At 43.6% G+C, this 25450-nt stretch carries 26 protein-coding genes and 1 pseudogene; 14 read left to right on the forward strand and 13 right to left on the reverse strand.

Annotated elements, in window-relative coordinates:
• Positions 1–201: 201 nt before the first annotated feature.
• Complete coding sequence (locus tag QUB12_RS04860; protein WP_333139946.1) at positions 202–1524, reverse strand: pitrilysin family protein; 1323 nt, start codon at positions 1522–1524, stop codon at positions 202–204.
• A gap of 247 nt (positions 1525–1771) precedes the next feature.
• On the opposite strand from QUB12_RS04860, the gene QUB12_RS04865 reads away from it, so the two are divergent.
• The 6 genes from QUB12_RS04865 (at position 1772) to QUB12_RS04890 (ending at position 6009) form a co-directional block, all read left to right on the forward strand.
• Complete coding sequence (locus tag QUB12_RS04865) at positions 1772–2674, forward strand: hypothetical protein (protein WP_333305727.1); 903 nt, start codon at positions 1772–1774, stop codon at positions 2672–2674.
• 178 nt (positions 2675–2852) lie between these two features.
• Positions 2853–3521, forward strand: coding sequence for a hypothetical protein (locus QUB12_RS04870; RefSeq protein ID WP_333139950.1), 669 nt, complete (start codon positions 2853–2855; stop codon positions 3519–3521).
• Between the two features lie 44 nt (positions 3522–3565).
• A complete protein-coding gene (locus tag QUB12_RS04875) occupies positions 3566–4438 on the forward strand; it encodes an ABC transporter permease (RefSeq protein WP_333305729.1) in 873 nt (290 codons plus the stop codon).
• A 386-nt stretch (positions 4439–4824) separates the two neighbouring features.
• Positions 4825–5034, forward strand: coding sequence for a DUF2997 domain-containing protein (locus QUB12_RS04880; RefSeq protein ID WP_333140087.1), 210 nt, complete (start codon positions 4825–4827; stop codon positions 5032–5034).
• 40 nt (positions 5035–5074) lie between these two features.
• Positions 5075–5461 (forward strand): DUF1257 domain-containing protein, encoded by a 387-nt coding sequence (locus tag QUB12_RS04885; RefSeq protein ID WP_242716193.1) that lies wholly within the window; start codon positions 5075–5077, stop codon positions 5459–5461.
• Between the two features lie 77 nt (positions 5462–5538).
• Entirely contained in the window at positions 5539–6009 is a 471-nt protein-coding gene (locus tag QUB12_RS04890; RefSeq protein ID WP_333232806.1) for a ferredoxin, read from the forward strand.
• 95 nt (positions 6010–6104) lie between these two features.
• Here the strand turns inward: QUB12_RS04890 and QUB12_RS04895 are convergent, their stop codons facing one another.
• The 4 genes and pseudogenes from QUB12_RS04895 to QUB12_RS04910 all read right to left on the reverse strand — a co-directional run bounded on the left by QUB12_RS04895 (position 6105) and on the right by QUB12_RS04910 (position 11029).
• Positions 6105–6386, reverse strand: a complete 282-nt coding sequence (locus QUB12_RS04895) for a YiaA/YiaB family inner membrane protein (RefSeq protein ID WP_333289473.1) — start codon at positions 6384–6386, stop codon at positions 6105–6107.
• A gap of 369 nt (positions 6387–6755) precedes the next feature.
• Positions 6756–6893, reverse strand: a pseudogene (locus QUB12_RS04900) (Uma2 family endonuclease); the annotation flags it as partial.
• 117 nt (positions 6894–7010) lie between these two features.
• Positions 7011–7370 (reverse strand): hypothetical protein, encoded by a 360-nt coding sequence (locus QUB12_RS04905; protein WP_333305732.1) that lies wholly within the window; start codon positions 7368–7370, stop codon positions 7011–7013.
• Between the two features lie 47 nt (positions 7371–7417).
• Positions 7418–11029 carry an nSTAND1 domain-containing NTPase gene (locus tag QUB12_RS04910; protein WP_333305734.1) on the reverse strand — a complete coding sequence of 1204 codons (3612 nt, stop codon included), beginning with the start codon at positions 11027–11029 and terminating at the stop codon, positions 7418–7420.
• A 150-nt stretch (positions 11030–11179) separates the two neighbouring features.
• Here QUB12_RS04910 and QUB12_RS04915 point away from each other — a divergent pair, with 150 nt between their 5' ends.
• Positions 11180–11536, forward strand: a complete 357-nt coding sequence (locus QUB12_RS04915) for a CU044_2847 family protein (protein WP_333305736.1) — start codon at positions 11180–11182, stop codon at positions 11534–11536.
• 188 nt (positions 11537–11724) lie between these two features.
• Here QUB12_RS04915 and QUB12_RS04920 read toward each other — a convergent pair whose 3' ends face one another.
• The 5 genes from QUB12_RS04920 to QUB12_RS04940 all read right to left on the reverse strand — a co-directional run bounded on the left by QUB12_RS04920 (position 11725) and on the right by QUB12_RS04940 (position 15406).
• Positions 11725–12804 carry a hypothetical protein gene (locus QUB12_RS04920; protein ID WP_333139965.1) on the reverse strand — a complete coding sequence of 360 codons (1080 nt, stop codon included), beginning with the start codon at positions 12802–12804 and terminating at the stop codon, positions 11725–11727.
• A 76-nt stretch (positions 12805–12880) separates the two neighbouring features.
• A complete protein-coding gene (locus QUB12_RS04925) occupies positions 12881–13858 on the reverse strand; it encodes a hypothetical protein (protein ID WP_333139967.1) in 978 nt (325 codons plus the stop codon).
• A gap of 56 nt (positions 13859–13914) precedes the next feature.
• Entirely contained in the window at positions 13915–14283 is a 369-nt protein-coding gene (locus QUB12_RS04930) for a hypothetical protein (protein ID WP_333139969.1), read from the reverse strand.
• Positions 14284–14342: 59 nt separating this feature from the next.
• Entirely contained in the window at positions 14343–15047 is a 705-nt protein-coding gene (locus QUB12_RS04935) for a hypothetical protein (protein WP_333305738.1), read from the reverse strand.
• A gap of 92 nt (positions 15048–15139) precedes the next feature.
• Complete coding sequence (locus tag QUB12_RS04940) at positions 15140–15406, reverse strand: hypothetical protein (RefSeq protein WP_006634886.1); 267 nt, start codon at positions 15404–15406, stop codon at positions 15140–15142.
• Between the two features lie 254 nt (positions 15407–15660).
• Between QUB12_RS04940 and QUB12_RS04945 the strand changes: the two genes are divergently transcribed.
• The 4 genes from QUB12_RS04945 to QUB12_RS04960 all read left to right on the forward strand — a co-directional run bounded on the left by QUB12_RS04945 (position 15661) and on the right by QUB12_RS04960 (position 17946).
• A complete protein-coding gene (locus tag QUB12_RS04945) occupies positions 15661–15984 on the forward strand; it encodes a helix-turn-helix domain-containing protein (protein ID WP_006634885.1) in 324 nt (107 codons plus the stop codon).
• Between the two features lie 15 nt (positions 15985–15999).
• Entirely contained in the window at positions 16000–16689 is a 690-nt protein-coding gene (locus QUB12_RS04950; RefSeq protein WP_333139673.1) for an ImmA/IrrE family metallo-endopeptidase, read from the forward strand.
• Positions 16690–16769: 80 nt separating this feature from the next.
• A complete protein-coding gene (locus QUB12_RS04955; protein WP_333139973.1) occupies positions 16770–17033 on the forward strand; it encodes a hypothetical protein in 264 nt (87 codons plus the stop codon).
• Positions 17034–17064: 31 nt separating this feature from the next.
• Positions 17065–17946, forward strand: a complete 882-nt coding sequence (locus tag QUB12_RS04960) for a YheC/YheD family protein (RefSeq protein WP_333139975.1) — start codon at positions 17065–17067, stop codon at positions 17944–17946.
• Between the two features lie 39 nt (positions 17947–17985).
• Here the strand turns inward: QUB12_RS04960 and QUB12_RS04965 are convergent, their stop codons facing one another.
• Positions 17986–19233, reverse strand: coding sequence for an L-lactate MFS transporter (locus tag QUB12_RS04965; RefSeq protein ID WP_333139977.1), 1248 nt, complete (start codon positions 19231–19233; stop codon positions 17986–17988).
• A gap of 512 nt (positions 19234–19745) precedes the next feature.
• Positions 19746–21140, reverse strand: coding sequence for a hypothetical protein (locus QUB12_RS04970; RefSeq protein ID WP_333139979.1), 1395 nt, complete (start codon positions 21138–21140; stop codon positions 19746–19748).
• 90 nt (positions 21141–21230) lie between these two features.
• Between QUB12_RS04970 and QUB12_RS04975 the strand changes: the two genes are divergently transcribed.
• From QUB12_RS04975 to QUB12_RS04985, 3 genes are all read left to right on the forward strand, one after another.
• Complete coding sequence (locus QUB12_RS04975) at positions 21231–22253, forward strand: hypothetical protein (RefSeq protein ID WP_333305740.1); 1023 nt, start codon at positions 21231–21233, stop codon at positions 22251–22253.
• Between the two features lie 79 nt (positions 22254–22332).
• A complete protein-coding gene (locus QUB12_RS04980) occupies positions 22333–22746 on the forward strand; it encodes a hypothetical protein (protein WP_333305742.1) in 414 nt (137 codons plus the stop codon).
• A complete protein-coding gene (locus QUB12_RS04985; protein ID WP_333305744.1) occupies positions 22743–23003 on the forward strand; it encodes a ParE family toxin-like protein in 261 nt (86 codons plus the stop codon). The genes QUB12_RS04980 and QUB12_RS04985 overlap by 4 nt, the downstream gene beginning before the upstream one ends.
• Before the next feature lie 108 nt (positions 23004–23111).
• On the opposite strand, the gene argS is transcribed toward QUB12_RS04985, so the two are convergent.
• Positions 23112–24890, reverse strand: coding sequence for an arginine--tRNA ligase (gene argS, locus QUB12_RS04990; protein ID WP_333305746.1), 1779 nt, complete (start codon positions 24888–24890; stop codon positions 23112–23114).
• Positions 24891–25450 lie beyond the last annotated feature (560 nt).

Raw genomic sequence — 25450 nt, forward strand, 5'->3', positions numbered from 1 at the left:
GATCGCCCGTACCTTAAAGGCTTCATACTAATTATTGGATACAAAACCTTCAAGGCGAGAGCCGATCGAATTTCACGCACTATTGACTAAAAATCCCTGGTGCGCGTTGACATTGTTTCTACCGAATTCCGAATGCCGTTGGATGCCTCAAAAGCAGAAGGATAGCAGAATTGCCCTGTTGAGGCGAAGTCCGATTTATGCTTAGTCGGGGCGAATTACCACAACACCCATTGCGTCGGGAGACAGATATTTGACAGCGGCTTCTCGGAGATCCTCGGCAGTCTGAGCTTGGATGCAGGCGGAATAGTTGAGGGCGGGAGCGATATCTCCTACCATCGACTGATAGTAACCGTACAAACTTGCTCGATCGCTCGGAGTTTCGTTACCAAAGATAAACCGATTTGCTACTTGAGTGCGGATGCGGGAAATTTCGGCATCTGTCACCAGTTCGGTTTGGAGAGTGCGGATGTGTTGGACGATGGCTGCTTCCACTGCAGCCAAGTTTTCTGTCGGTAGTTGAGCAGAAATTGAGAATACGCCGCCGAGTCGCTGAGTCATGTTGCTGACCGAAATTGACGACACTAGCCCTTTTTCTTCGCGCAAATCCTGCACCAAGCGAGTTGTGCGGCCGTGTCCCAAAATTGTCGCCAAAACGTCCAGGGCATAAGTTTCGGACATTTCCATGAAACCTGGCACTCGCCACATCACGATCAGTCGGGCTTGCTGAAGGGCAGAGTCTACAAATTCGCGGCGGACTGTTTCTGTAAAGGGCGATTCTTGACCGTAGTTCAGGATTTGGGGCTCAGGGTGAAAGTTGCTGACAGCAGGCACATTTATTTTGTTGTTTTGTGCTGTACTTTTTGCTGCAAAACTGTCTGCGACAATTTCTATTAGTTGATCTACTGGCAAATTGCCTACAGCTACGGCTGTCATGGCCCCTGGGTGATATCTGCTGCTGTGGAAATCCCGCATTTGTTGCGCTGTCAACTGTTCGATTACCGCAGTCGGGCCGAGTACCGGTCGCTTGTAGGGCAGGACTTCAAACGCTAATTCCATCGATCGCTGATAGGTGCGGCGGCGGGGATTGTCTTCCGATCGTCTAATTTCTTCTAACACTACCAGCCTTTCGCGATCGAAGGCGTCGTCGGGAATGCTGGCGTTGAGCAACACATCGACTTGCAGGGGAGCTAGTTCGGCAAAATCTTTAGGAGCTGTGGTGATGTAATAGTTAGTGTAATCTTGGCTGGTGGCAGCATTGGTGACAGCGCCGCGTTGCTCGATCGCGCGCTCAAATTCGCCACTGGGAATGCTGGGAGTTCCCTTAAAAATCATGTGTTCTAAAAAGTGAGCCATGCCGTTAATGTCGTCTGGTTCGACGGCTGAGCCTAAATTGAGCCACACGCTGAGGTTAACAGCATCGACCGGCAAGTGTTCGGCTATAACGGTGAGGCCGTTGGGGAAATGGCGGATTGTTGGGGCGTTGAGGGGCGATCGAGCTGAGGTTTTGAGTAGGGTTGATGTCATTGTGCTTTTAAATTGATCTTGTTCTCTATATCTTAAAGGGTCTTCCGATTTTAGATTTTAGATTTTAGATTTTAGATTGAGCCCACGGCTGATGGTTGCTGGGGATATTGTCGGGGGCGATCGGGAAATCAGTGCAAATCCTAAAAAATCACTTTAATCAAGATATTTATAAATTTTCCGGTTTCCCAATGTTTAGTGGCGTGGATATTTATGTAGGTTGTCACTTCACTCAAGATAAAAAACATTTATGAGCCCAACTACTCGGACAATTAATTACACTAAATGGGGCTTTATTTTAGGTACTCCTATTGCTTTTTTTGCATTTGTTGCTACGGCTGCTACCGTTCCAGAATTTAGATGTAGTATAGATAAAACTGCCGCTCTATGTTCGGAACAACGACAAAATATTGAACTGTATACACAAAGTGAAGCGGGAGAATATTTAGCTGATGTAAAAATTATATTCACCGCTAAAGGTCCACCAGAAACTCAGTATACCGATAATAATGGTTATGTCAAACTCAGGATTCCCACCAAAGGAGATGTTCGTGTTAATTTGAGTAAGGTAGGTTATCCAACTCAAAATTTTACTATCAACCTCGAAAACGATCAAAGCATAACCAGAATTATTCGATTCACCAAATCTGGTCAACCAATAATTGAGGCTTCATCTCCAACTTCACAATCTCCATCTTCACTTCCATCTCCATCTTCATCTTCATCTCCTTCTTCCGTGCCTCCAACACCTACTGCTACAACTACCGAAGTTAAATGCGAAGATGTGTCTAGGAATGGTAACAATGACTATGACTATGATAACCTAATTAGTGTTGCTAAGCGCACTGAACAACCGAGTAGTTATTTTCAACTTTCGGCATCGAGACCCAAATCTTTTGCCTGTAAAATCATCAACAACTCAGGTGAAATAAAACTAGCTTATGGTTTACCTGACAACTCTAATTTAACTCGTGTATCTGTCAAAATTTACGTGGATGGTATTATCCGAAAAGATTTGGTTTTTGGTCGAGGTCAGGCCATACGTGAGTCACTAGATATTAAAGGTGCATCGGGATATACTATCAATTTTGAAGTTGTCCCCAAAAATGCAGAATTTTCAGGTGATGTCTATAATCTGTTGCCTAAGCCATGAGTGAATCTAGCCTTTAATCTGTCTTAAATATCTCCCTTATTTCTTAGTCCGCGCAGGCGGACTTTGTTTGTATAGTAGCGGTTTCAACCGCCGACTAATCAAGGAAGCAATGAACCCGAATCTGATGCGAGTGCGTTTACGTTAGAATAAATTCAGCAAAAGCATTAGAGAGTTATCTATGACCGCTAAATTAATACACGACAAATCAGTATCTAAAATTGCCGAAAAATACCGACAAGAAGGCTATACAGTATTGGTTGACCCTGAACCCGAACAGATCCCTTTCGATTTAGGGACATATCGTCCAAATTTGATTGTAAAAAAGAACGAAGCCGAAGGTTACATAATCGAATTCAAACGTTCTGCCAGACAAACATCCATAGACAGGTTGAAAGAAATTGCTGAAATAGTCTCTAAAAATACAGGCTGGCGTTTCTTGTTAATTACTGAAGATGCTTTACTGAAAGACGAAGACAATGAAGTCAATCTATTATCTTGGGAACAATTTTTTAGTAGAAAAATACAGGGTGAACGTCTAATTTCATTAGGAGAAAATGAAGGCTCGTTTTTATCACTTTGGGGAACAATTGAAGCACTACTGCGTAGACGAGCTGAGGAAGTTACTATTCCCATTGAAAGATTTCCAACTGTATCTCTGATCAAACATATGTATTCCCAAGGAGAAATTTCAATCGAAGAGTACGATCGAGCAATGCTACTTTTAAGCGTAAGAAACCGATTTATTCATGGATTTGAAGCGCCCGAAGCCAATGAGTCTGTATCTGAATTGCTCGCCCTTGTCAATGAATTAATCAGTTTATGGGCACCACAGTTATCTCAGTCCTAAAAGGTTTGGCAATAAGTCCTGAGTTTTTTTGGTGACAGCATTCGATGGAAAATCTAAAATTGCAGAAAAACTTAATATTTCCACAAGCAGCTTTTCAACGATTTTGGCGATCGACTTCGGGGAAAATCGGCTTAATTTTGACTGTAGCGCTGACGATCGCGGCACTGTTGGCCACCCTACTTTCCCCTTACGATTCGGCGGTCGATCGAGATTATTTGTCGCGCTTAGTGGCTCCTAGCGCTAAACATTGGTTTGGCACCGACAGTTTGGGGCGAGATTTGTTGGTGCGGGTGTGGCACGGATTGGGAATATCTTTACTCGTCAGCCTGGTTTCTGTGGGTGCGGGTTTAATTGTGGGAACGCTTTTGGGGCTGGTGGCCGGGTATTTTCGGGGGTTGCTGGAAATGGCGATCGGCACTTTGGCGGATATTTTGTTAGCTTTTCCTTCGATTTTACTGGCGATCGGCGTTGTTACCGTCACCGGGCCGAGCCTGCAAAGCGTAATTATCGCCGTCAGCCTCGTGCAAATTCCAATTTACATCCGCTTAACTCGCAGTATGGTGCTGTCTCTGCGGGAACAAGAATTTGTTTTGGCTGTCAAGGCCTTGGGCGCCAGCGACTTACGGATTATTTTTCGCCACATTTTGCCGGGAAGTCTCGCGCCTCTAGTTGTACAAGCAACTCTTTCGACTGGTACGGCGACACTAGAAGCTGCAGGTTTGGGTTTTTTGGGTTTGGGCGCACAGCCGCCGGTTCCTGAGTTGGGGACAATGCTTTCTGATGCTTTTAAGGGCGGATACGCTCTTTCCTCTCCTTGGACTATTTTGTTTCCCGGTTTGCTGATTACCTTGACTGTTCTTGGTTTCAACCTTTTGGGGGATGGCCTGCGAGACGTTTTAGACCCCAGAGGGAATTAGAGGGGAAGTGGGGGAATTTATATTTTTGCGTTTTGCCTTCTGCCTTTTACCTTCTGCCTTCTGCCCTCTGCGCCCTCTGCGCCCTCTGCGGTTCATCCCCTCTTCCTTCCTCCTCCCTCTAAAATCTAAAATCTAAAATCTAAAATCTAAAATCGACCGACTTGACTGCTGTCACGATCTACGCGAAACTTTACATACAACTGATGTATTGCTTCTACATATTAATAAGTTCTGTTAAGTTGTGACTCAAAACCTATCAATTCGTCAAAATTGATATAGCGCTTTGTCAGTCAGCCAACTCTCAAGAAGCTACTTCAGGAGGCATCGTCCCTGGCTTGCTGGTGTCGGTGTCTGTTCTCAATATTCCTATTCAGTCAGCCCGCATTATGGAAACACTAGAGTTTGTGATCTATCCAGATGGCCGCGTACAGGAAACCGTCACCGGCATTGTCGGTGCTTCCTGTGCTGAGGTAACGGCTGCAATTGAAGCTCAGCTCGGCGTGGTGCTTCACCAAGAGTCAACATCTGAATATTTCGCGCAAGCGCTGCATCAGTCAGCCGAAGCGACGGCCCAAGTGGCTTTTAGCGATTGGTAATTTTTTTTGTTGAGTTCACTTAAATTTTTTTGGAATCACCATGTCACACTTTAGCCAAATTAAGACCCAGATCCGCAATTTGAATTCTTTGGAAGCTGCTTTAACTGACTTGGGTATCGACTGGAAGTCGGGCCCAACTGAGGTGCGCGGCTATCGCGGCCTAACCAGCACCGCTGAGGTTGTCATTGAGCAAAAAAACGGCTACGACGTAGGTTTTAGCTGGAACGGGACTGAGTATGAATTGGTGGCTGACTTGCAGTTTTGGCAGCAAGCTTGGTCTGTAGACCGTTTTCTGAATAAGGTGACTCAGCGCTACGCTTACCATACTGTGGTGAATGAAAGCGCTAAGCAGGGTTTCCAAATTTCTGAGCAAAAGCAAAATCAAGACGGTTCGCTCCGCTTGGTGGTGCAACGCTGGTGCGCTTAATAATTTTTCGAGATTTTTGCAATCTTGTCTCATCAAAGTCCGCCTGCGCGGACTTATTTACTATTGTGGGGGTCTAAATGTCTGAGCTTTCTGGACTCGGAATAGATACAGCAATCGATCGCTCTGGTTTAGAGCCGGAGTTGGGGGGATTTTTGCGGGATGCGCCCGATCGCTCTGGTTTGGAACCGGAGTTGGGCGGCGTGTTGCGCCAAAAAGGTGTCTATGTTGATGAGATTACCTGCATTGGCTGCAAGCACTGCGCTCACGTTGCTCGCAATACTTTTTATATTGAACCGGATTACGGTCGATCGCGCGTAGTTCGACAAGACGGGGATTCTGAAGAGTTGATTGCTGAGGCGATCGACACTTGTCCGGTGAATTGCATTCACTGGGTTGATTACACCGAACTCAAGAATCTGGAAGAAGAACGCAAGGATCAGGTGATGCCTGTCGTTGGTTTTCCGGTGGATATGGCGACAGTTAAGGCCGGTATTCGCCAGCGACAAAAGAATAAGTTGCGTGATCGTAAGTTCAAAGGTAGCCATTGAAATCCCCAATTCACATCCACAGCTTGAAACCTGTGGCTCAAACAACAAAAACAGCCCGCGCGGGCTGTTTTTTGTATACACTGTATAATTTAAGTTTATTTGAGAGGATGGTGCTCAGCGAGAATTTTCTCAACTCTAGCTTCGTCGATTCTGGCAGTTAATGTTGATGCCTCGTTGTTATCGCGAATGGTTTTTGCTAAAGTAAAAGACGAGCCGACTGAAAAAGTTAAACCCATACCCATAAAAGCTTTTTGCCAGGGATCTACCTGTAAATAAATGATACCTACAGTAGTTGCGGAAAGGGCAACAATAAAAGAAACCCAGCACTGAAGTATCCAAGCATTAGTATCTTTTTGGCGTATGATTTGTTTCTGCATAGTGCCTCTAAGTCAAATATATCTTTTGGTTGATTAACTTAAAGCATAGAGAGTGCGACTGAAGCGGTCAGGAGAGCAGGGGACAGTTTCGATAAGTGAACAGTGCGATCGAACTTTTGACTAAAAATTAGAACGCTGTAGATAGGGTTTAAGACTCTCGCAAGACTGGGTGAGAGTAGACAGTTGGGAAACTGGACTAAGGGAGATTGATTTAGTTGGATTCGTATTGTTAATTACTAGGGTCGGGGTCTATGGTTTGCTGCTGTATTTGTTGTAGCAAAGTTTGATAACGCTGTCGTTCTTGTTCAAGTTGGGCGATCGCTTCCTCTGCACGCTGCCGTTCCTGTTCAGTTTGAGCTTGAGTAGGATGCTGGCAAACAAGATTTCTAGATTTTCTTTAATAGTGACAATCCATCGGAATTGTTTGGTGTTGTCTGCCATTGGTTCTCCGTCGCTGTCTGGGTAGATAATTTCTGGTTTGGTTTCAGGGGTGAGTTGTTGTACCATGCTGTTTAATGGTTGGGCGTGCTGATTTTAGTATAGCGACTGGGAGTGGAAGAGCGATGAAAGAAAAGTGACAATTCTTTCCCTCTTCCACTTTATTTTCTGCAGGCTATCATGTACTTATTCAAGAAGCGGAGCAATTATTGAAGGGTCTTTACTTATTGCTTCGAGATACTCCTTTATTATTGCTAATTTTTCTGATTCGGAAGAACTTTTAGAAAAAGCATTAGGAACTGTTACGCTCAGGATGTTTACTAACTTTTTTCTAGTGGCAAGTCGACATTCTGGCCAATCAGAACTATTTTCATTACAGTCAGAAGTTCTCTTTATGACTGCCGCTTCTAATTCATTAAATTTATCTTTCACCTCCTTCACATATTCCAAATCTTTTTTTACTCTCTCTTCAACGGTTAATTCTTCAGATTCTCTTCGGGGGAAAGAAGAACCAATAATTTTTAGACAGGCTTCCGTTAGTTCCATTGTAAAAATTCTCCATGTTAGCTCTTTTTAGAGATTAGCTTATGTTTTTAATTTGTGTAGTAATCTTCACAAAAATTTTTAATTTCTTTTTCTTTTAATCCCGGGTTTTTTTGTGCATTGAAATAGTTTTTTAAAGAATTACAACTATACACCAGTAAACTGTTTACAGTGCTAGGAGAGCTACTTTTATCTCCTATTCGCCAAATCTTTACCATTCGATCGTCACTTGCAGATGCCATTATTTTGATGTTACCTTTTGCAGGCAGGAAAGTGACCCAGACGACTTCATCGCGATGTCCCGTCAGAATCTCTGGTTCTGGTTGTTTTGTTAAAACTCCTCTAGGCATATTTCCTAACTTCCATAACTTAATATTTGCCTCTCCATCAGCAGAGGCGAGCATTTTACTATCAGGACTAAATGCCAGTCCATGTATAAAAGATTTTGTATCAATCGTCATCAATACTTTATTTTTCTCTACGTCCCACAATTTAATAAAACCCTTGTAGTCACTAGACGCGAGTAAATTAGCTTGCGAATTAAACGTTATATAACTAATTCTAGGGCGAGAGCCATTTATAATTTCATGCTTGCCAATAGTTTTTGAATCCTTGTCTTGTAAATCCCAAATATTTACACTATTATCATTGCCTGCGAAAGCTACTTTTGAGCCGTTCTGGCTAAAATCTAAGCGAAGAAGTTTTCCTTTATTGTCTAATTTTTTTACCAATTTACCAGTCTTGACATCCCATAACCTTACAGTTCCATCCCCGCTGACCGACACAGCATTATTGCTGTCCGGGCTAAATTTAACATCGTACACTGCTGCTTTGTGACCGATAATATTTGTCAATAACTTACCAGTTTTTGTATTCCAAATTTTTATAGTTTTGTCGCCACTAGCAGAGGCTAGCTTTTGACCGTCAGGGCTAAAACTGAGACTCCAAACTACAGCTTTATGACCTGACAATCCTGAAATTTTTGTTTGAAGTTGGCCTGTTTTACTCCAAAGCCAAATAGTTCCGTCAGAAGTAGCAGATGCTATTGCTTTGCTCTGAGGATTAAAAGTTACAACTGTTACTTTATAGGGGTGTAACAATCGGTTAGTTTCTTGTACGCTATCGACGATCGATTTAATTGGGCTTAATATCGATGGGTCTTCTAAATCTAGCTCTTTAATTTGAGCCAGCGCTTCGATACTGGTTGTCAAGGCATCAATTTGATTGCTGTTATCTAAAAGTTTTTTAGCCCGCTCTATAACAGCGTAAACAGTCAATATCTTCTGTTGTTTAACCTGATTTTCACGTTTGTGAATTTCTAATTGGCGTTGATTCGCCAATAGCCCAAGGCTCATAGTGAAAATGGCAAGGATACCAGATACGATCGCTAACCTCGTTCTGTGCTTTTGAACTCTTACTCTAGCTTCTGCCTCTTGGACTCTTGCCGTTTCTGCATTCGCTTTGTCCTCGGCCGCGAGCGCTCTTTCCATCTGAGCTATAGTTTTAGCTCTTTCCTCTTCAGCTCTTGCGGCTTCGACTTTAGCGTTAGCTTCGGCAAGTTCTCGCAGTTGCCGCTCTTGTTCTAATTGAGCTTGAATCTCCCGATCGCGCCTACCAACACTTTTCCCCAAAAACTCCCTCTCATCCTCAGTCAAATTCCGCTGCACCCTCTTCTCCCACTCCTCAACCTCCGCCAATCGCGCACCCGTCAACAGCGCATCATCTGACTTGCGATAAGTTTCTTCCCACTCCCGACAAGCTATCTCTAAGCGCCGAGAAATCCGAATATTCTCCTGATCCTCTTCAATCCAATCACTCAGTAACTTCCACCGACACAACAGAGCTTCGTGAGCCACTTCCACCGTGTTTTCATCCACAATAATTAAACGCTGCTGCGCCCCTGCCAACAGCCCAATTACCCGCTCTAACTGCTCTGGAGAATCCCCGATCGCCCTTAGTCTATCCCAATCAGCCCGCCGGCGCGTTACCTCCGTACCCTCACCCAACTGCACCAATTCCATAAACAGCTTGCGTACAAAAGTGCGATCGCCATCACCAAGACTTTGGTAGATCACATTAGCTCGATTTTCCAAAGCCCCTTGAACACCGCCTATTTCGTCATAGCCTTTTTTCGTCAGTAACGGCTCTGGTGATTCGGGTTTTTCTATGCAGACTCGCCACAACTCCTTCAAAGCATATTGTAACAACGGTAATGCTCCCGGTTGACCGGCAACATCTTGGGCAATTTGGGATACTAACCCCCGTTCAAATTTTACCCCGTGCAGTTCGGCTGGTTTCTCGATCGCCTCTGGCAACTCTTCAATCCCTAGCGACTTGACAATATAAGTTGTAGTCGGAATGTGATTGATCAAATTTAAAACTTCTGGATAATTACCGCAGCGAATTAAAAAATCTCCACGAAGTGCAATAATCATCCGGCTCTTTCGCTCAGAATCCTTCATCTCCTCTGCAATCAGGCGGATAAAACCCTGTCGCTCGGCTTCATCTTCACAGAGAGTAAATATCTCCTCAAACTGATCTATAAAAATTACAAAAAGCTGATTCTGCTCTCGATGTCGAGCTATAATATCCACCAGTTTTCCGAGGGGGTGCTTACCGGGAGTAAAAGATTCAACGGGCCACTGACTGCTACCAGGAATTCTATCCCGACTCAACTGGGGCAGCAATCCCGCTTTTATTAAAGAAGATTTGCCCGAACCAGAATAGCCGATAACAGATAGAAAACGGCTATTTGTCAGGTGAGTAATCAGCGTCCGAACTGCTTCCTCCCGCCCACAAAAATACTTCTCTTGTTCAGCTTCAAAAGCATAGAGTCCCAGATAGGGATTTTCGCGATCGAAATTAATTTCAGTAGCCGAAGTCTCTAGTTGCGGATACGTTACCAGAGTAATGCAGCGGCCCCAGCCCATACGAATCGCTTCTTGCCCCCACTGAGTGCCCTTAAGTTCATTGCTGATATAATCAAATAGGCGATCGCCACTGACCTGCCCATTTCTACTAGCATTTTCCGAGGCCAAACCCTTCAGCAAAGCTCCTGTAAAAATGGCGTGCGCTTCCCCAGCCAAAGCTTTTACAGTCTCAAAACTCCGGCAAGCCGTAATTAAATAATAATCCTTTTGTGTACTGAAAGCGGTTAAAGTTTGTTGCACTAGCTGACTTTCAAGAAAATATCCACTATGACAGCAGTCCAACAACATTACCAAACTGCTCAGATCCGACTTCTTAATTAGCCGATTGAGGCTTGACAAATCAATCCCGTGTTTATAACTGACCACCTGTCTTCCCACCATTTCCACCTGACAGTCGGAAGTAGCCAATGCTCCTTTTTGCTCCCCCAAGTTATCAAAAAAAGTCAGACCGTGACCGGCAAAATAAATCAGTACATCACTTTTCGTACCTCGTTCCAAGAGCAAATTTTGCAGAGCTTCACATACCTCATCAGCAGAAACACTTTTTTGCTGTGCTACTTCAAAACGCTGGCTCTCAGCGTTCCAGCGATGTGGCAGTCGAGTAACAGTATACTGGCCATATTCCTCTAATACCCGTGCCACAACTTCAGCATCAGTAGCGGCTTTAGGGAGGGGTTTGAGGTTGGAGCTTTGATACTGAGCAATACCAATAACAAGGGCGTAACGAGCCATTTAGTTCAACCTGGATTTAAAAAAAATACTGCCTTAGTTGACACGCACCCTGAATTGCTGTTTTAATTCTATCGCTAGAATAACTCAACTTTTCGGAAGCCCGCTCGATCTTTAAGCAAACTCTACCAAAACTTAACAAAAGGTAACATTATGTCAGAATTACAGCGTTTCGCTTTTAAAGAAGGTAGTGAAGTGTACGAAGTCACAATTGACGAAGCCGCAACCTCACAGGAGGATAGTCCTTTTGATGAGGTGAGAGACGTGCGAAGCGATGCACTTAATCGGATGCAGCAAGCTCGCCTGCTAATTCGCAATTATGCTATGTATGCTGTGACGGCTTTTAAAGATTTCGGTGCGGCTGAGGTTGAAGAGGTAACACTTAAATTTGCCATCAAAATGGGTGGAAAAGCCGGCATCCCCTACATTACTGAAGGTTCAGCAGAAAGCAACTTAGAAGTTGAGGTAAAGTGCAAGTTTCCTAAATCTGATGCAAGCGAAAAGTCTTAAACAGTTTTTAATCCTTAATCCCAGCTAATTAAGTAAACCCACCTAACAAAACAGAATACGCACTTTCTCTTAGTCCGCGCAGGCGGACTTCGTTTGACAAGGAGCGGTTTCAACCGCCGAGTGATGCTCCTTCAATACCCAGATACCCGACTTCTGCAAGAAATCGGGTATCTAAAGGGACTACTTATCTACTTATTTTTCTGCTGAGTCTTCGCTTGTTCGATCGCAATTTCCCTCACTGCTTGCAAAGAACTCAAATTCGATGAGCCCTCAATCGCCTTCACCGCCAAATCTTGAACCTGTTTCAAAGCAGAATCCAATTGTTTCGACAAGCTAGCAAGGCGCGCATCTTGATTTTGAATTGTCTGTAACATCCCTTGAATTTGCAGTTCATAATTTTGCTTTTGCCCTTCGATATCTTTAGCAGACAAATCAGCCTTAACTTTAGCTTGATAATTGCCAATATTGCGGCCGTTATCTTTCCCGTTCTTGATATTAGCTTCCAATTCTTTCGGGAAAGCTTCTACCTTAGCTTTCACCTCAGCATAAAGTTTTTCCCGTTCCGAAATAGATTTTTCGCGTTCCGCCCACTGTTTCTCCTGTTCTTGCTGAAACTCTTCGATTTCTTGATACAGCCTTTTCTGGCGCTGTTCGTATTCTTCGATGTCCAGATTTCGCTGAAGATTCAAATCATAATCATACAACTCTTCATCCCGATCGCGAGCTTTTTGATGATTCTCATTGCGTTCTTTAACGGCCAACTTTTGCAGTTCCTGCTCTTTTTCCCAAGCTTGCCGGCGTTCCAACAATTCCTGTTCAACAGTTTCGCGCTGTTCACTGAGTTCGCCAGCAAAAGTTTTCGCGCTTTCTTCGTACTGTTGAATTAAATTGTCCAGCGTATCTTCTGCAACATCTTCTAAACTGTGCAACTCTTGCAGTTGTTGAATTTCCTCGCCCACAGTGCGCCGCAATTCTTCGACTTTAGCAGCTTCTGAAGTTAATTTTTCAGACAACTCGCTGACAGCCCCACCAAAGCCAAATTGCAGTAAGATTAAATTGTCGATTGTGGACTGCATTTTTTGTGGATTTTGAGTTAAAGCCATTGGTTTTTGTGCCTCCACAATAGGTTTTTCTGGGGCTGGTTTTTGCTTTTGGGAAGCGTTTAGCTGTTGGATTTGCGATTCTAACAGCGCTTTTTCTTGCGCTGCTTCCTTGTACGCTTCTAAAATTTCAGCCTTGGTGCTTTTGTCGCTAACTCTTTTGTTCATGACTTTTCATTCCTTAATTGTTGGGAAAATTTCTGTCATTTTTTCGTAAGGTGTGTATTGCACACCTTACTGGGTTTTAAGCTTTGCTGGCAAAAGCTTTCATTGCCAAGTCTTGCGCTTGCTTCATAGTCGCTTGGAGTTGCGCGGAAATTTCGGCAATTTGTTCGGTTTGTCGCTCAATAGTCTGCTGCAAAGATTGCGCTTTCAATTCATATCCTTGCTTAGTGCTTTCCCATTCTTTCTCCACTAAATCTGCCTTGACTTTAGCTTCGCGGGAAACTTCTTGAATAGATTCTTCTTTGGCTTTGACATAAGCCTGTTTCAGTTCTTCTTCAAATCCAGCGGCTTTCTTTTGATTCTCTTCAAACTCAGCTTGATTGTCACTCAGGACTTGTTCGCGTTCTACCCAGTTTTTCTCTTTTTCGCGAGTAGATTGTTGCAATTCCCGTTCTAGTTTGCGTTTTGTTTCTTCGTATTCGTCAGTTTCGACTTTGCGGGTGCGTTCTAATTCGTAGTGATAATCTGCTGTTTCCCGCTGGTGTTCTTTTGTTGTTAGTGCAATTTGTTCTTGAATTGCTATGTCAAACTCTTGCTGTTCTTTTTCCCAAATCTTGCGTTTTTGGGTCGTGTCTTTTTCGATAAGTTCGCGCTGGTTGGCGCTGTTTTGTTCGAGCAGAGTCAATTTTTCTCGGTGTTCTTGAGTTAAAATGTGGAGGGCGTCTGCTACAACTCGGATTTGCTGCAATTCTTGCAATTGTTGGGCTTCAATTTCGATCGCGCGTTTTAATTCGTCTAATTTGGAAGATTCCGCCTTCAGTTTTTCGGAAAGTCCGCTGATGATGCTGCCGAAATCTAATTGCAAGTCTGCCAAGCCTTTGACGATGCTGTCAATTGTGTAGGTGGAAGCGACTTCGAGGAGTTGTTTGTTTTTGGCTTTTTCGGCTGACTGTTCTTTGGTTTCGACTTTGGATTCGATCTTTTTCTTGTCGGCTAAAATCTGCTGAAAGTTTTGCAAAATTTGGGCTTTGCTATCCTTGGCAGTTGCTACTGTCATAATTGTTTCTTCTCCTGATTCTAAGTTTTCGAGATTTTTTAGTGAAACGTTTTCAGTTATTCAAAGTTGCGGAGTTGGCTGAGAATAGCTTGGTATTTTCTGGCTGCGTCGGGTTTTTCTTCGGGATTGGCGCTGGCTAGAGTTCTGAGAATTTTCCAGCAGCGATCGCACCGATTTCCTTGCCAGCAGCCGCACTCATCAATTATACTTAAAAGTGCGCCTTTTAGCAATTGATTTTCGGCTAACAAAGCTCGGTAATTCCGCTGGACTGATTCGGCTACTAAAGTCATGTGCTGGAAGCCTTCGGTGAGACTTTCGATGTCGTTAACTGCGTCTGTCCGAATTTGGTCTAGCAGCTCAAGATTCTCTCTCAAACGGCTTTCTTGCAGGTTTGGTTTGGTTTTTAGCTTGGTTAATTTCTTCATTTCAGTCTGTTGTAACAGTTATGGCAAAGGCGCGATTAAATCGCGCCTTTACAACAAAATTAGAACAAGTCAGCAGTTAATTGGTCTTCGGCTGGCGGTAGCGACATACTGCCGTTGGAATTCAAAGCCATAGCATCGTTTTCACCGCTAGCGTGAGCAGCCATCAAGCAGGCAACTTGCTGCGCCGGCAGGTTATCTAAACACACCATAGCCCTTGTTCCTTCTAAGTCAATCATCCGCGATTGATTGCTAGAATCGGACAAAACTGCTGCGGCTTGGTCGATAACCGCCCAATCTTTCCGCTCGTTCCAAGACCATTTCAAGCTGTAGTAGTTGATCGGTTTTACTACTCCGCTGTCGTCGGGTTTCTGACCGGAATGCTTGACAAATTCGGGAACAAAAATTCCTGTTGCAGGCTCTACGCCGCGAGATTGAACTGATGCTACCAAACGGTTAAAATCGTTCAAGCTGCGGTTTTTGATGTATGTCACCATGACTACTCCTTGCGGCAATTCGCCACTTTCTGCGACAAACCACAGTTGACCCCACAATGTGTGGGAAGTTTGACCGAGGGAACCGAAGAATTTGGAGAATTTGAGGATTGTCATGGAACACTTGGAACCGTAGTCGGTGTCGCCGATCGCCCACTGGCCACTTTGGCAATTGTTACGTACTGCGATCGGGATTTCTGGTACTAGCAAAGCATTGCTCGGTTTGGCACCAAATACTGAAAATGTAGGTCTTTCTTGTGTTTTAGTAGTCATTGTTCGTTTTTCCTTAGTTCTTTATTGCTTTACCGGGAATTGGTAATTGGTAATCAGTTAAATCTCGTACATTGCTGGTGGCCGAACTTCGATTACCGAATGAGATGTGTTGTCGCTTTTGGTTCGGGATAGGTATACTCAAGCATCGCCTCTTGTTGAGCTTTAATAATCCGCAGCGCGGCGAGCAAATGCTCTAATGTTTCTAGGTGCGCTGGGGTGAAGTGGATGCTGAAGCCTTCGCCATCCCGCGCGTAGCCGGGACAAACCAGTGAGGCTGAGCTTTGTTCTTCGTGGGTGGCGATGTATAGCCAGTCATCGTCTTCCAGCTTGTAATGCGTGTCTGTCCAGGTTCTCAGCATTTGCGATCTGCTCCTCCTTATTTGCTGCGTACAAGCGTTTTGACGCCCAGCGCTTCTCACTCCTCTGAAGTTAACGACGCTATATGTAGCGTGTGAGCTAGGCTAATTTGCACCCTTAACCCTACCAGTCAGGTTCGGTAGGTTGATTAAACCGTCAACTAACTTCATGGTAGCGCGGGTTGATTTTCCCGTCAAGTATTTTGTTGAACTTTTCATCAAAACAGGCTAGAATGCTTGTCAGGAGGCAAAAAACCGTGGAACAAACATTTGGAAGACTGATCCGTCAAGCTCGCAAGGACAAAGCTTACTCACAACGTGAGCTAGCAGCTATGCTAAGTGTGGACTTTACTTATTTGTCGAAGTTGGAGAACGATCGAGCGGATTATGCGCCAAAAGAGGAGGTAATCCGAGCATTAGCGCGGAATCTAGACATAAACGAAGAGGAATTGATTTTCTTGGCGGGGAGGCTGCCGCAGCAGTACGAAGCGCTGCTGAAGCAGAATCCGAAGGAAATGCAGGCTCTTTTCCGCCGAATGCAAGAAAATCCAGATTGGCTCAAACAGTCTTTTGAAGCGTAAGAGAGGCCCCTCATAGTGAGTATTTTTAAGCCGTATTGCTTCTATCCCAAAGAAACGATCGAGCGTTTGGCAAATGACATCTTGATGCAGATGCAGAAAACGCAAAATTTTGCTCCGAGATGGCCTTTTGATGCGACAACGGTTGCTGATTTTCTGGATTTGGGCGTAGTTTGGGAGTGCATTGAGCCGGATGAAGAAGGTGCGATCGCGGCGAGGATTTTGCCGCAGCAGCGGTTAATCGAAATCAACGAACAGATTCTCGAAAAACCGCCGGGGTTCATCGAATCGACGATCGCCCACGAAATCGGCCACTGGGTGCTACACGTCAATCAAGACGAAGCAGACGGCACTGTGGAACAGTTGGAATTAAACTTAGGGAATGAAGGAAAAACGGCATCTGATGTCGAGGAACCGTTTGTTTGTCGGGGTGCGAGTGCGGATAATAAGGTTTTGTCGATCGAATGGCAAGCGCAATATTTTGCAAGCTGTTTGTTGATGCCTCGGTGTATTTTGGAGGAAAAAAGACAGGGACGCGATTTAACTAAGTGGTCGCATTTATACAAAATGAGAGATGAATTGGGAGTGAGCATTTCCAATTTAACAAACCGCTTGCAAGAATTCGATTGGATTTACATTCCCAAGGGAACTCGCGAGATTTATGCCGGGAAAGATGCGGCCAACGGACAACAGCGGTTGTTTGGATAGAATTTGATAGAATTTGAGGTTTGAGAGAGATTCTCGAATCTCAACTTTTTCAGATAACTTTGAAAGAATGAGGTTGCAAAATGGAAACCAAACGAGTAGCAGACCTGACAGTTGAAGAACTGAAAGCCATAATCGCTGAAGTGGTCGATATGCGATTAAGTCAATGGATAAATCCTTTTAATAGCAATACCTTGCCTCTGCTTCCGAAAAGGACGAAGGAAGAACAAATGCAGAATAATTTAGCTGCAATAGAATGGCTAGATAAATGGGCAAAAGAAGGAGATGAAGAAGAACAGCGAGAAACTTTTGAATATCTGCAAAAAGCCTTAAATGAAAAACAATGAAAGTTAAAATTCACAATTGAAATTGCATTTTATGCTAACCAATATTCAAATCCTGCTGGCGGCTTGTGAGGAATTAAATATCCCTTACGAAATCCTGCATCCTTCCCAAAACTTGATTAGACTCAAACATGGCGGCGAAGAATATTATTTTGTCAATTACATGACGCCATTTAACAGCGCGTCAGTAGCAGAAATTTTTAAAGACAAAGAATATACTTATCAACTATTAAACGGCAATATAAATACTCCCAGAACTCTCGGTTTTGTCTCGCCTCACTGCGAGGAGAAGTATAAAAAGTATTTGAGTTTCCCAGATATTGAATCAATAGTTTTAGAAGTAAACAAAAAATTCGCTTTCCCGGTGATTCTCAAAAGAAATCGCGGTGCTGGTGGCAACAATGTTTTTTTATGTAAAACTACAGAGCAAATTAAAGAAGCCCTAGAAATTATATTTAACGTCAACAGCAAAGATTATGACTATGTGGCGCTAGCTCAAGAATATATCGAAATTGTCCACGAATATCGCGCTGTATTCTGCAAAGAAAAGCTAGTTTTGCTGTACGAGAAAGACAAATCTCAGGCGAAATTTGCGGGGAATTTAAGCCCGCTGCACTGGGAAGGTGCGAAAGCCAAACATATAATTAATCCAAATCTCATGTCTGAGATTGAAGATTTTGTTAAACCTGTTTTTGCAGAAATTGCGATTAATTATGCGGGGCTTGACATAGCACTAGATAAAAACGGAGCATATTGGTTAATTGAAATTAACTCAAGTCCCAATTACGATATATTTGTGAGAGATAACGATCGCCAAATTGCTGTAAAGATGTTTAAAGATATCTTAGAAAATTGGAAAAGCCGAGAAACTGGGTTGTTCACCGATATTCACGGCTCAAATCCCATATTTTCCTAAAAAACCCGGTTTCTTCGATCGGGGGTACGCCAGTCCCGATTAAGAAACATCGGCTTCGGCTGCAATTTTAACCCCTCCCTTCAGCGCAAACACGGCGGTGATGATGCCAACAACCGCAAGAATTGCCGTAATGTAAAAAGCGTTGGTATAGCTGCCAAAAGTATCGCGAATTTTCCCCGCAGCAATTGTACCGAAAAACGCTCCAACTCCGTAGGCTGTATACACAATGCCGTAGTTTTTCGCGTAGTCTGTGGGGTCGAATAAAGTTAAAGTTGCCGTGGGCGCGATCGCCAGCCATCCTCCTAACGACAGCCAGAACAAACAAAACGCAATGATATAAGTTGCGACTTGTCCAACGCCCGCCTGAGTCATCATAATCGATGCGATTAAGATGAGAATGTAGTTGGCGATTGCGGCATATTTTGGCTTAAATCGATCGGTTATCCAACCAAACATCGGACGCCCCATACCGTTAAATATGGCAAACAGAGAAACCGTTGCCGCAGCCGTTCCGGCGTCTAATTTAATAATTTCCTGCGCCACGGAAGAAGAAATTCCGATCGCGCCCAATCCCACCAGCGTGCCAATTGTGTAGCACACCCACAGCCCGTAAAATGCGGGAGATTTCATCATCGGTGCGATCTGGCTATTTACCGCTGTTCCCGATCGGGCGGCCGCAAATCCCGCAGGCGTCCATCCAGTTGGCGGCATTTTCAAAACGGTCGAAATTGCCAAAATAATGACGGTAAAAGCGATGCCTAAAATCAGAAACGTTTGCGCTATTTGATAGGTATCGATTAAATATTTGGCAATCGGTGCGGTAATTAAAGGCGACAAACCAAACCCAATTACTGTTAGCCCAACTGCCAATCCTTTTTTATCGGGAAACCACTTGGCTGCTACTGCTAGCGGTACGCCGTAAGCAATTCCCACCCCGGCACCGGCGATAATTCCATAGGTGACTACCAGGACAGTAATATTAGGTGCAAATGCCGATAAAATATAGCCGATTCCCGTCACGACGCCGCCGACTGCGGTCACGGTGCGAGAACCGTAGCGATCGATAAAAAAGCCGGTAATTGGCATCAGTACGGCAAAAACTACTAACAATACGGTAAACGGCAATAAACTATCCGTTGCACCGATATCGAGCTGCTTTTCTAGCGGCTTTCTAAAGATACTCCAAGAATAAACTGTACCCAGACAAAGCAAGACCGTGATTCCCAGCGGAACGAACAACCAGCGGCCTTTTTCTGCTGGCATTCCGAAAACTTTTGTTTCGTTCATGTTTTTAATTTTTATCGAGGAGGCATTAATAGGTAATGGCTGTGCATTCCCCGATAAATTGTAAATTTACTATAAGTTTGTTACCGATGCAATAGTTGTGTTTAAATAATATTAAACTTAACTAAAATCTGCGCGCAAGTTGGAAAATTTTGTGAGATATCGCAACGATCACCAAATTGTCGTAACAATGTTTAAAGGCATCTTGGAGAGCTTGATTGTTAACAAAAAGCCGTAAATGCTCGATTTGAATGTAGTCGATCGTATTTAGATGAATGTGGTGTAAGCTGTAGATTAGCTGAAAGGCTTTAAGCGAAATAGGTTTCAGCCAATAACTTAAAATTCACATTTTTTAATTTAATGTAGCAACTCGCATATAGAGTAGGGTGCGTCAGAGTCCCAAACCCTTATTTTGTCAATCTATAATTTAGTCTGACGCACCCTACAAGTTGATTTACCTTCAGCTACAGACCCAATTCCAGCCGCACGACTCGCTGATTAGTGACAAACTAGGGCTATGTTGTTGCGGTCTGCTTTGCTGATTCATCATTTCCTTGAAAATACCAGTAGAGGTTAGCAACAGTTAAATCATTGACTTCTTGCCAATTTGAGGGGGCTAAAGCTTTATAGCCAGAGGTAGTTGCTTTCTGACTGATATAAGATTCATGTTGTTGACGCAAGCTAGGTTTTATCAAAAATCGCAATTGATCGCGTAGTGATTTGAAGTGGGATTTTTGCTGCAAGTTTTCGTAGAGCGCAATTTCTTCTGGTTCTGCCATTATAGCAATTTCTTGATTAGTATTTGAAACTGGTGTCGTTTCCATATTTAAACTAGCCAATTGTTTACGCTCATCAGCCGATAAACTTAGCATCCAATCTACCTGATTTTGCCAAGAGTTCAAAACTACTAGATCCTGATTATAAATCCGTGTGATTTCTGGAAATATAAAATCAATTTCATCTTTTGTGCAGCGCTCAATAACGGTGAGAATGTCTTGGCGTATTCTTTCTTGGAGGTGGGAAAGGGAATTACTTACAGATGCAGGCTCGTTCAGCAATTGATAAGTTAATGAAATTGTCTGCTCAATTGCCCAAGCACATTCAACTCTACGAAGATAGCCAACTGCACAAGTGGCTTTGAATAATTCAGGATTATTATAGTCAGCTAAAGCATTAGCTAAAATGTGTTGTGCACTTGTTAAGGTAGAATTTCTGGTATGTTTATCTTCCATTAATAAAGCACTTTGAATTAGTCTCTGTGCCATCGCAAATTTCTGATAAGCTTGACTTAAGATTAAACGATGGTGCTCAAAATTAATGCTTTCAGCTAACAGTTTAATTTCAGCAATAACTTCTGCTTTTTGGTCTCTCAGCAGTGCCTCTATACTAATAAAACCATGTGTAACTGTTAGCTTCAATTCCTTAATATCTTCCCTCATTTTCAATGTCTGATGAAGGTTAACGGCTGACAGTGCAGCTATGGCCACCACACCGACACCAATGACGGCAGTAGATGCTGACAGAATGCCCACATTAGCCGAGAGAGAGTTTAAGCCATACTGAATCACATCTAGTCTTCTGTAAGTTTCTTGAAAACCCAGGTCTGTTTGAACCATTTGCGCTACACCTAATACAAAATCTGGAATAGCGAACAACGGCTCGGCAACCATACCAATTGCCGAACCTACAAAGCGATCTGTTGCCAAGTCTCTAGCTATTCCCAATAATACTCCTGCACTATCTGGAATAGCGAACAACGGCTCGGCAACCATACCAATTGCCGAACCTACAAAGCGACCTGTTTCCGTATCTCTAGCAATTCCCAATAATACTCCTGCACTATTCTTCACGACTTCATAAGTGCCGGAGATGATGCCAGCCTGTATGTGAGGAGGAAACACAAAAATCATATTTTTTACCTGAATAGCGATTGATATTACATATTATAGTATATTATATGATTATGGTTAACTGTGTCAGTCTACAGTGGAATTACTTAAATGAACGAATTCATGCAAGCATTTCAGAACATCGCCCAATCTGCGGCTGTCGTCGCGGCGGATGATTATAAATCCTTAGAGATTAAGGAATCTGCTACAACCGTGATTAAGTCAGTCCAGCCTGGGTTCGATGAATTGATGGGATCAGCTACCAGACTTGAGAAAGTTGTGCAAAAATGCCGGAACGATATCGATCATGCTGAAGACGTTTGGAGTTGCAAACTTGGGATTGTCCAAGCTTCAAAACAGGAAATATGGCAACAGCTTGGGGAACTGAGCGGCTGTCATGTCAGAATTAATGAACTAGGCGAGCAATGTCAAAATTCGGCGATCGATAAATCTCAAGATTATTGGGATAAAATATTTGATGTTCGCGTTAAACAGAAGTGGTTTATTGATGCAGCCAAGAAACAAAAAAAAGGAATTGGCTGGGGGGAAAAGGATGATTTTATTAAAGATATTCCCATCGTTATGGATCTTGTTTATATGGAAATTGATAAAAATATTAAGTCCAGCCTGGTTCAGATTTATCAAGACCTTAACACGATTAACTTAAAAGTGATTACCCAGTATTTGGGAATTTTAGATAGGCAGACACAAGATGTGTTGAATCATCAGATGAATGTAACTTTTAGCGAGATAGCAAATAAATTTGAGCAGCCGACAGTTTACTTGCCTGAGAATACCGAATCACTGAGAGCTGCACTTAGTCCGGCTCTGGATAATCTAACCAAACAGCGTTTAGGTGATCTTTTTTGGGAACAGGTTGTAAATTTTGAAAAGCAGGTTTCAACCGCGATCGATAATTTCATCAATTCAATCTTTGATGACAGATTAAAAGTAGGAAGTCAAGCTTTGGTTCAAGCCATGATATTTTACAATGAATTTTTAGAAAAGCAAGATAGATATCAGAAAGAAACACCTGCACAACGTCAGGCTGAAAGAGCCTGGATTGATTCGCAATGGACAGAAATTCAGAGACTAGAAAAAGGTATTAAAGTAATTCTAAATTCTTCTCCATAATTCCTTAAGCTACTGTTATTCTACTAGATCGCACTTCTTCACACGCTAAAATAAACTTAGTCACAATTCCATGAAAAAAATGACAACACAACTACTAGAACTAGAGGGAACGTGGGAAGAAATTCTCGCCCAATCAGCCAAATTTGCCGATCGCCGAGTTCGCGTTATTGTTCTGGCGGATGAGGAACCGCTGAAGTCAGCCGAAGACTGTTTTCGTCAAGGATGGCACGAAGCAATGACAGGAGAGACTGTACCGCTTTCTGAACTGTGGGAAGGTATTGATGCAGCGATCGAGATGATGCAGTCTCTGCCAGAAACTTTACAGCAGCAAGTAGCGGAATACTTGAAAGAGTATATCGCAGACTTAAAAGATGAGCTTCAATGGGACGAATCTTTCAAGAAAACGCAACCGCAACTTGTGGCTGCTGCCCAACGCGCAAAACAAGAAATTGCTGAAGGAAAGGCACAGGAAATGAGACTCAATGAGTTATGAAATCTGCCACCCTTCCTTCCTTTTGGGAAAAATACAATTCTCTTGACAGTAGAGTAAAAGAGCAAGCTAGAAAAGCTTATCGTTTCTGGCTGGAAAATCCCTTTCATCGATCTTTGAACTTCAAGTGCATCAACCAGGAAGAAAATATCTGGTCTGCGAGAATCACGCGCGGCTATCGAGCAGTGGGGATTTTACAAGGAGATACCGTGACATGGTTTTGGATTGGAAACCACGATGATTATGAACGTTTTTTCTAGTAATCAGGCCGGGGCGGGTTTTCGAGATGGTTGGTTTCAGGCAATTATTGTTAGCGAACCCGCCCCTACATCGCCTGGAATCTTGCCTGTTTCACAAGAGTTAAAAACTTACATTCTTTCCAATACTTTAATCCCCAACAACTCCAAACCTAATTTCAAAGTTCTTGCAGTCAAATCGCACAAAATTAACCGCGAAGTCCGCAACTGTTCCTCAGCTTTCAACACCGGACATTGCTCAAAAAATTGATTAAACTTTTGACTCAATTCAAACAAATACTGACAAATCCGATTCGGCAACAAATCGCCGCCCACAGCATTCACAACTTCATTCAACTGCAATAAATGCTTTGCCAATACCAACTCTGCATCTGATTGCAAAATTACTTTCGCACCAGCATCTAAATTATCAAAATCAATCTCACCTTTGCGGCGAATTCCTTGCACGCGCACGTAAGCATACAGCATATAAGGAGCGGTATTTCCTTGCAATGCGAGCATTTTGTCGTAACTGAAAATATAGTTGCTGGCGCGATTTTGACTTAAATCGGCATACTTAACGGCACTCAAACCAACGGTTCGAGATACGTTAGCAATGAATTCCTCAGTTTCTTGTCTTTCTTCGACTTTTAATCTCTCTTCTAAATCTTGGCGCGTGCGGACGATCGCCTCATCTAACAAATCCTGCAACCGCACTGTTTCCCCAGAACGAGTTTTGAGTTTTTTGCCGTCTTCGCCCAATACCAAACCGAAGGGAATGTGGACAATTTCGACATCTTCGGGAATCCAATTGGCTTTTCTCGCTACTGCAAATACTTGGGCAAAATGGTTGGCTTGTCCAGAATCGGTGACATAAATTAAGCGCTTTGCATTGTCTTTTTGGATGCGGTAGCGCACTGCTGCTAAATCTGTTGTGGCGTAATTGTAGCCACCGTCGGTTTTTTGGACAATTAGTGGCAGTGGTTCGCCTTCTTTGTTGGTAAAACCGTCTACAAAAACGCATTTCGCGCCGTCACTTTCTACTAGCAAACCTAGATTTGTTAAATCTTCGACTACAGCGGGCAATAGAGGATTGTAAAACGATTCGCCGCGTTCGGTTAATTTGATATCGAGCAAGTCGTAGATTACTTGAAATTCGCGGCGAGATTGATCGCACAGCAATTTCCAAGCGCGGCGGGTGTCTTCGGCGCCTGCTTGCAGTTTTACTACTTCTTGGCGGGCGGTTTCTTTGAAGGTTTCGTCTGCGTCAAAGCGCTGTTTTGCTTGGCGGTAAAATGCGACTAAATCGCCTAAATCTAGGGCGTCAGCGGTTGTGAGCGCTTCAGGGTGAACTTCGCGCAAATATGCGATCAGCATTCCGAATTGCGTGCCCCAGTCGCCGATGTGGTTGATTCGGAGTACGTCGTGGCCTTGAAATTCGAGGATGCGGGCGATCGCATCTCCGATGATTGTCGATCGCAAGTGTCCGACGTGCATTTCTTTGGCTATATTCGGACTCGAAAAGTCGATCGCAATTGTCTGAGGCGTTTTCGCCGGTTCAATCCCCAAACGCGAGTCGCCGGCGATCCTCTTCGAGGGCTTCGCTAACGCACTAATTTGCGCTTCCAAATAAGCCGGTTTCAGCTTCAAATTGATAAAACCGGGCCCGGCGATTTCTGGGGTTTCGCAGATGTCAGTAATATCTAGGTTTTCGATGATTGTCGAGGCGATCGCCCGTGGGGGCTTTCCTAACTTTTTCCCCAAACTCATCGCCGCGTTGCACTGAAAGTCCCCAAAGTTGGGATTGCTGGCGGCGGCTAGCATCGGATCAGCACCTGCATAACTTTCGCCGAATGCAGCGGTGAATGCTTTTTCAAATTTTGCTTTTAACTGTTGGGCGATCGAGTTCATCTTGAATATTTTGATTGGATGTTTATTTTAAACTCTAGATTAAGCACTTTGTGGCAATAATACTCTCACTACTTAGGTAATTTCCCTCTGGTTCTCTCCCTCTGGCCCTCTCCCCCTCTCCTCACCTAGTAGGAAATTTTGTACTTAGCTTTGAGCTGCTGATGCGATCAAAATCATAAAAATACTCGGTAAGTGGGAAACGAGCGAGTCTTTAGACCTGAGAGGAAAACGACTCGGCGGTTTCAACCGCCTTGAATCCCCTTGCGGGGTAGAGGGGTATGGTTGCCCCTCTGCGGAGATATGGTTGTCTCCAAGCCCTTACGGGTAATGTTAGCTTCGCCAAGGTTATGAGAGCTTTTTAGACCTGCAACACTGTTTCAGTGACTTTAAAACTGTTTAATTGCAGATGACAGAGCAAGGAACTAGCTTCGCATTCTCCCGGTGTCGTGACTCAAATAACGTAGTCAGTTAAGACTTAGGCTGGTCAGTATAGCTTGCTCAATTACTCTTACAAGCTCAGTGGCTTCAGCCCTGAGTTACTGACTGGCCGTGATAGCACA

Source organism: Microcoleus sp. B7-D4 (assembly GCF_036705125.1).
In the GTDB taxonomy this organism is placed as follows: Bacteria; Cyanobacteriota; Cyanobacteriia; order Cyanobacteriales; family Microcoleaceae; genus Microcoleus.

What these genes read in the sequence shown, in the direction of transcription:
- QUB12_RS04860 (WP_333139946.1), bottom strand. Translation starts at nt 1,524, where the DNA reads ATGACATCAACCCTACTCAAAACCTCAGCTCGATCGCCCCTCAACGCC.
- QUB12_RS04865 (WP_333305727.1), top strand. Translation starts at nt 1,772, where the DNA reads ATGAGCCCAACTACTCGGACAATTAATTACACTAAATGGGGCTTTATT.
- QUB12_RS04870 (WP_333139950.1), top strand. Translation starts at nt 2,853, where the DNA reads ATGACCGCTAAATTAATACACGACAAATCAGTATCTAAAATTGCCGAA.
- QUB12_RS04875 (WP_333305729.1), top strand. Translation starts at nt 3,566, where the DNA reads ATGGAAAATCTAAAATTGCAGAAAAACTTAATATTTCCACAAGCAGCT.
- QUB12_RS04880 (WP_333140087.1), top strand. Translation starts at nt 4,825, where the DNA reads ATGGAAACACTAGAGTTTGTGATCTATCCAGATGGCCGCGTACAGGAA.
- QUB12_RS04885 (WP_242716193.1), top strand. Translation starts at nt 5,075, where the DNA reads ATGTCACACTTTAGCCAAATTAAGACCCAGATCCGCAATTTGAATTCT.
- QUB12_RS04890 (WP_333232806.1), top strand. Translation starts at nt 5,539, where the DNA reads ATGTCTGAGCTTTCTGGACTCGGAATAGATACAGCAATCGATCGCTCT.
- QUB12_RS04895 (WP_333289473.1), bottom strand. Translation starts at nt 6,386, where the DNA reads ATGCAGAAACAAATCATACGCCAAAAAGATACTAATGCTTGGATACTT.
- QUB12_RS04905 (WP_333305732.1), bottom strand. Translation starts at nt 7,370, where the DNA reads ATGGAACTAACGGAAGCCTGTCTAAAAATTATTGGTTCTTCTTTCCCC.
- QUB12_RS04910 (WP_333305734.1), bottom strand. Translation starts at nt 11,029, where the DNA reads ATGGCTCGTTACGCCCTTGTTATTGGTATTGCTCAGTATCAAAGCTCC.
- QUB12_RS04915 (WP_333305736.1), top strand. Translation starts at nt 11,180, where the DNA reads ATGTCAGAATTACAGCGTTTCGCTTTTAAAGAAGGTAGTGAAGTGTAC.
- QUB12_RS04920 (WP_333139965.1), bottom strand. Translation starts at nt 12,804, where the DNA reads ATGAACAAAAGAGTTAGCGACAAAAGCACCAAGGCTGAAATTTTAGAA.
- QUB12_RS04925 (WP_333139967.1), bottom strand. Translation starts at nt 13,858, where the DNA reads ATGACAGTAGCAACTGCCAAGGATAGCAAAGCCCAAATTTTGCAAAAC.
- QUB12_RS04930 (WP_333139969.1), bottom strand. Translation starts at nt 14,283, where the DNA reads ATGAAGAAATTAACCAAGCTAAAAACCAAACCAAACCTGCAAGAAAGC.
- QUB12_RS04935 (WP_333305738.1), bottom strand. Translation starts at nt 15,047, where the DNA reads ATGACTACTAAAACACAAGAAAGACCTACATTTTCAGTATTTGGTGCC.
- QUB12_RS04940 (WP_006634886.1), bottom strand. Translation starts at nt 15,406, where the DNA reads ATGCTGAGAACCTGGACAGACACGCATTACAAGCTGGAAGACGATGAC.
- QUB12_RS04955 (WP_333139973.1), top strand. Translation starts at nt 16,770, where the DNA reads ATGGAAACCAAACGAGTAGCAGACCTGACAGTTGAAGAACTGAAAGCC.
- QUB12_RS04960 (WP_333139975.1), top strand. Translation starts at nt 17,065, where the DNA reads ATGCTAACCAATATTCAAATCCTGCTGGCGGCTTGTGAGGAATTAAAT.
- QUB12_RS04965 (WP_333139977.1), bottom strand. Translation starts at nt 19,233, where the DNA reads ATGAACGAAACAAAAGTTTTCGGAATGCCAGCAGAAAAAGGCCGCTGG.
- QUB12_RS04970 (WP_333139979.1), bottom strand. Translation starts at nt 21,140, where the DNA reads ATGATTTTTGTGTTTCCTCCTCACATACAGGCTGGCATCATCTCCGGC.
- QUB12_RS04975 (WP_333305740.1), top strand. Translation starts at nt 21,231, where the DNA reads ATGAACGAATTCATGCAAGCATTTCAGAACATCGCCCAATCTGCGGCT.
- QUB12_RS04980 (WP_333305742.1), top strand. Translation starts at nt 22,333, where the DNA reads ATGACAACACAACTACTAGAACTAGAGGGAACGTGGGAAGAAATTCTC.
- QUB12_RS04985 (WP_333305744.1), top strand. Translation starts at nt 22,743, where the DNA reads ATGAAATCTGCCACCCTTCCTTCCTTTTGGGAAAAATACAATTCTCTT.
- argS (WP_333305746.1), bottom strand. Translation starts at nt 24,890, where the DNA reads ATGAACTCGATCGCCCAACAGTTAAAAGCAAAATTTGAAAAAGCATTC.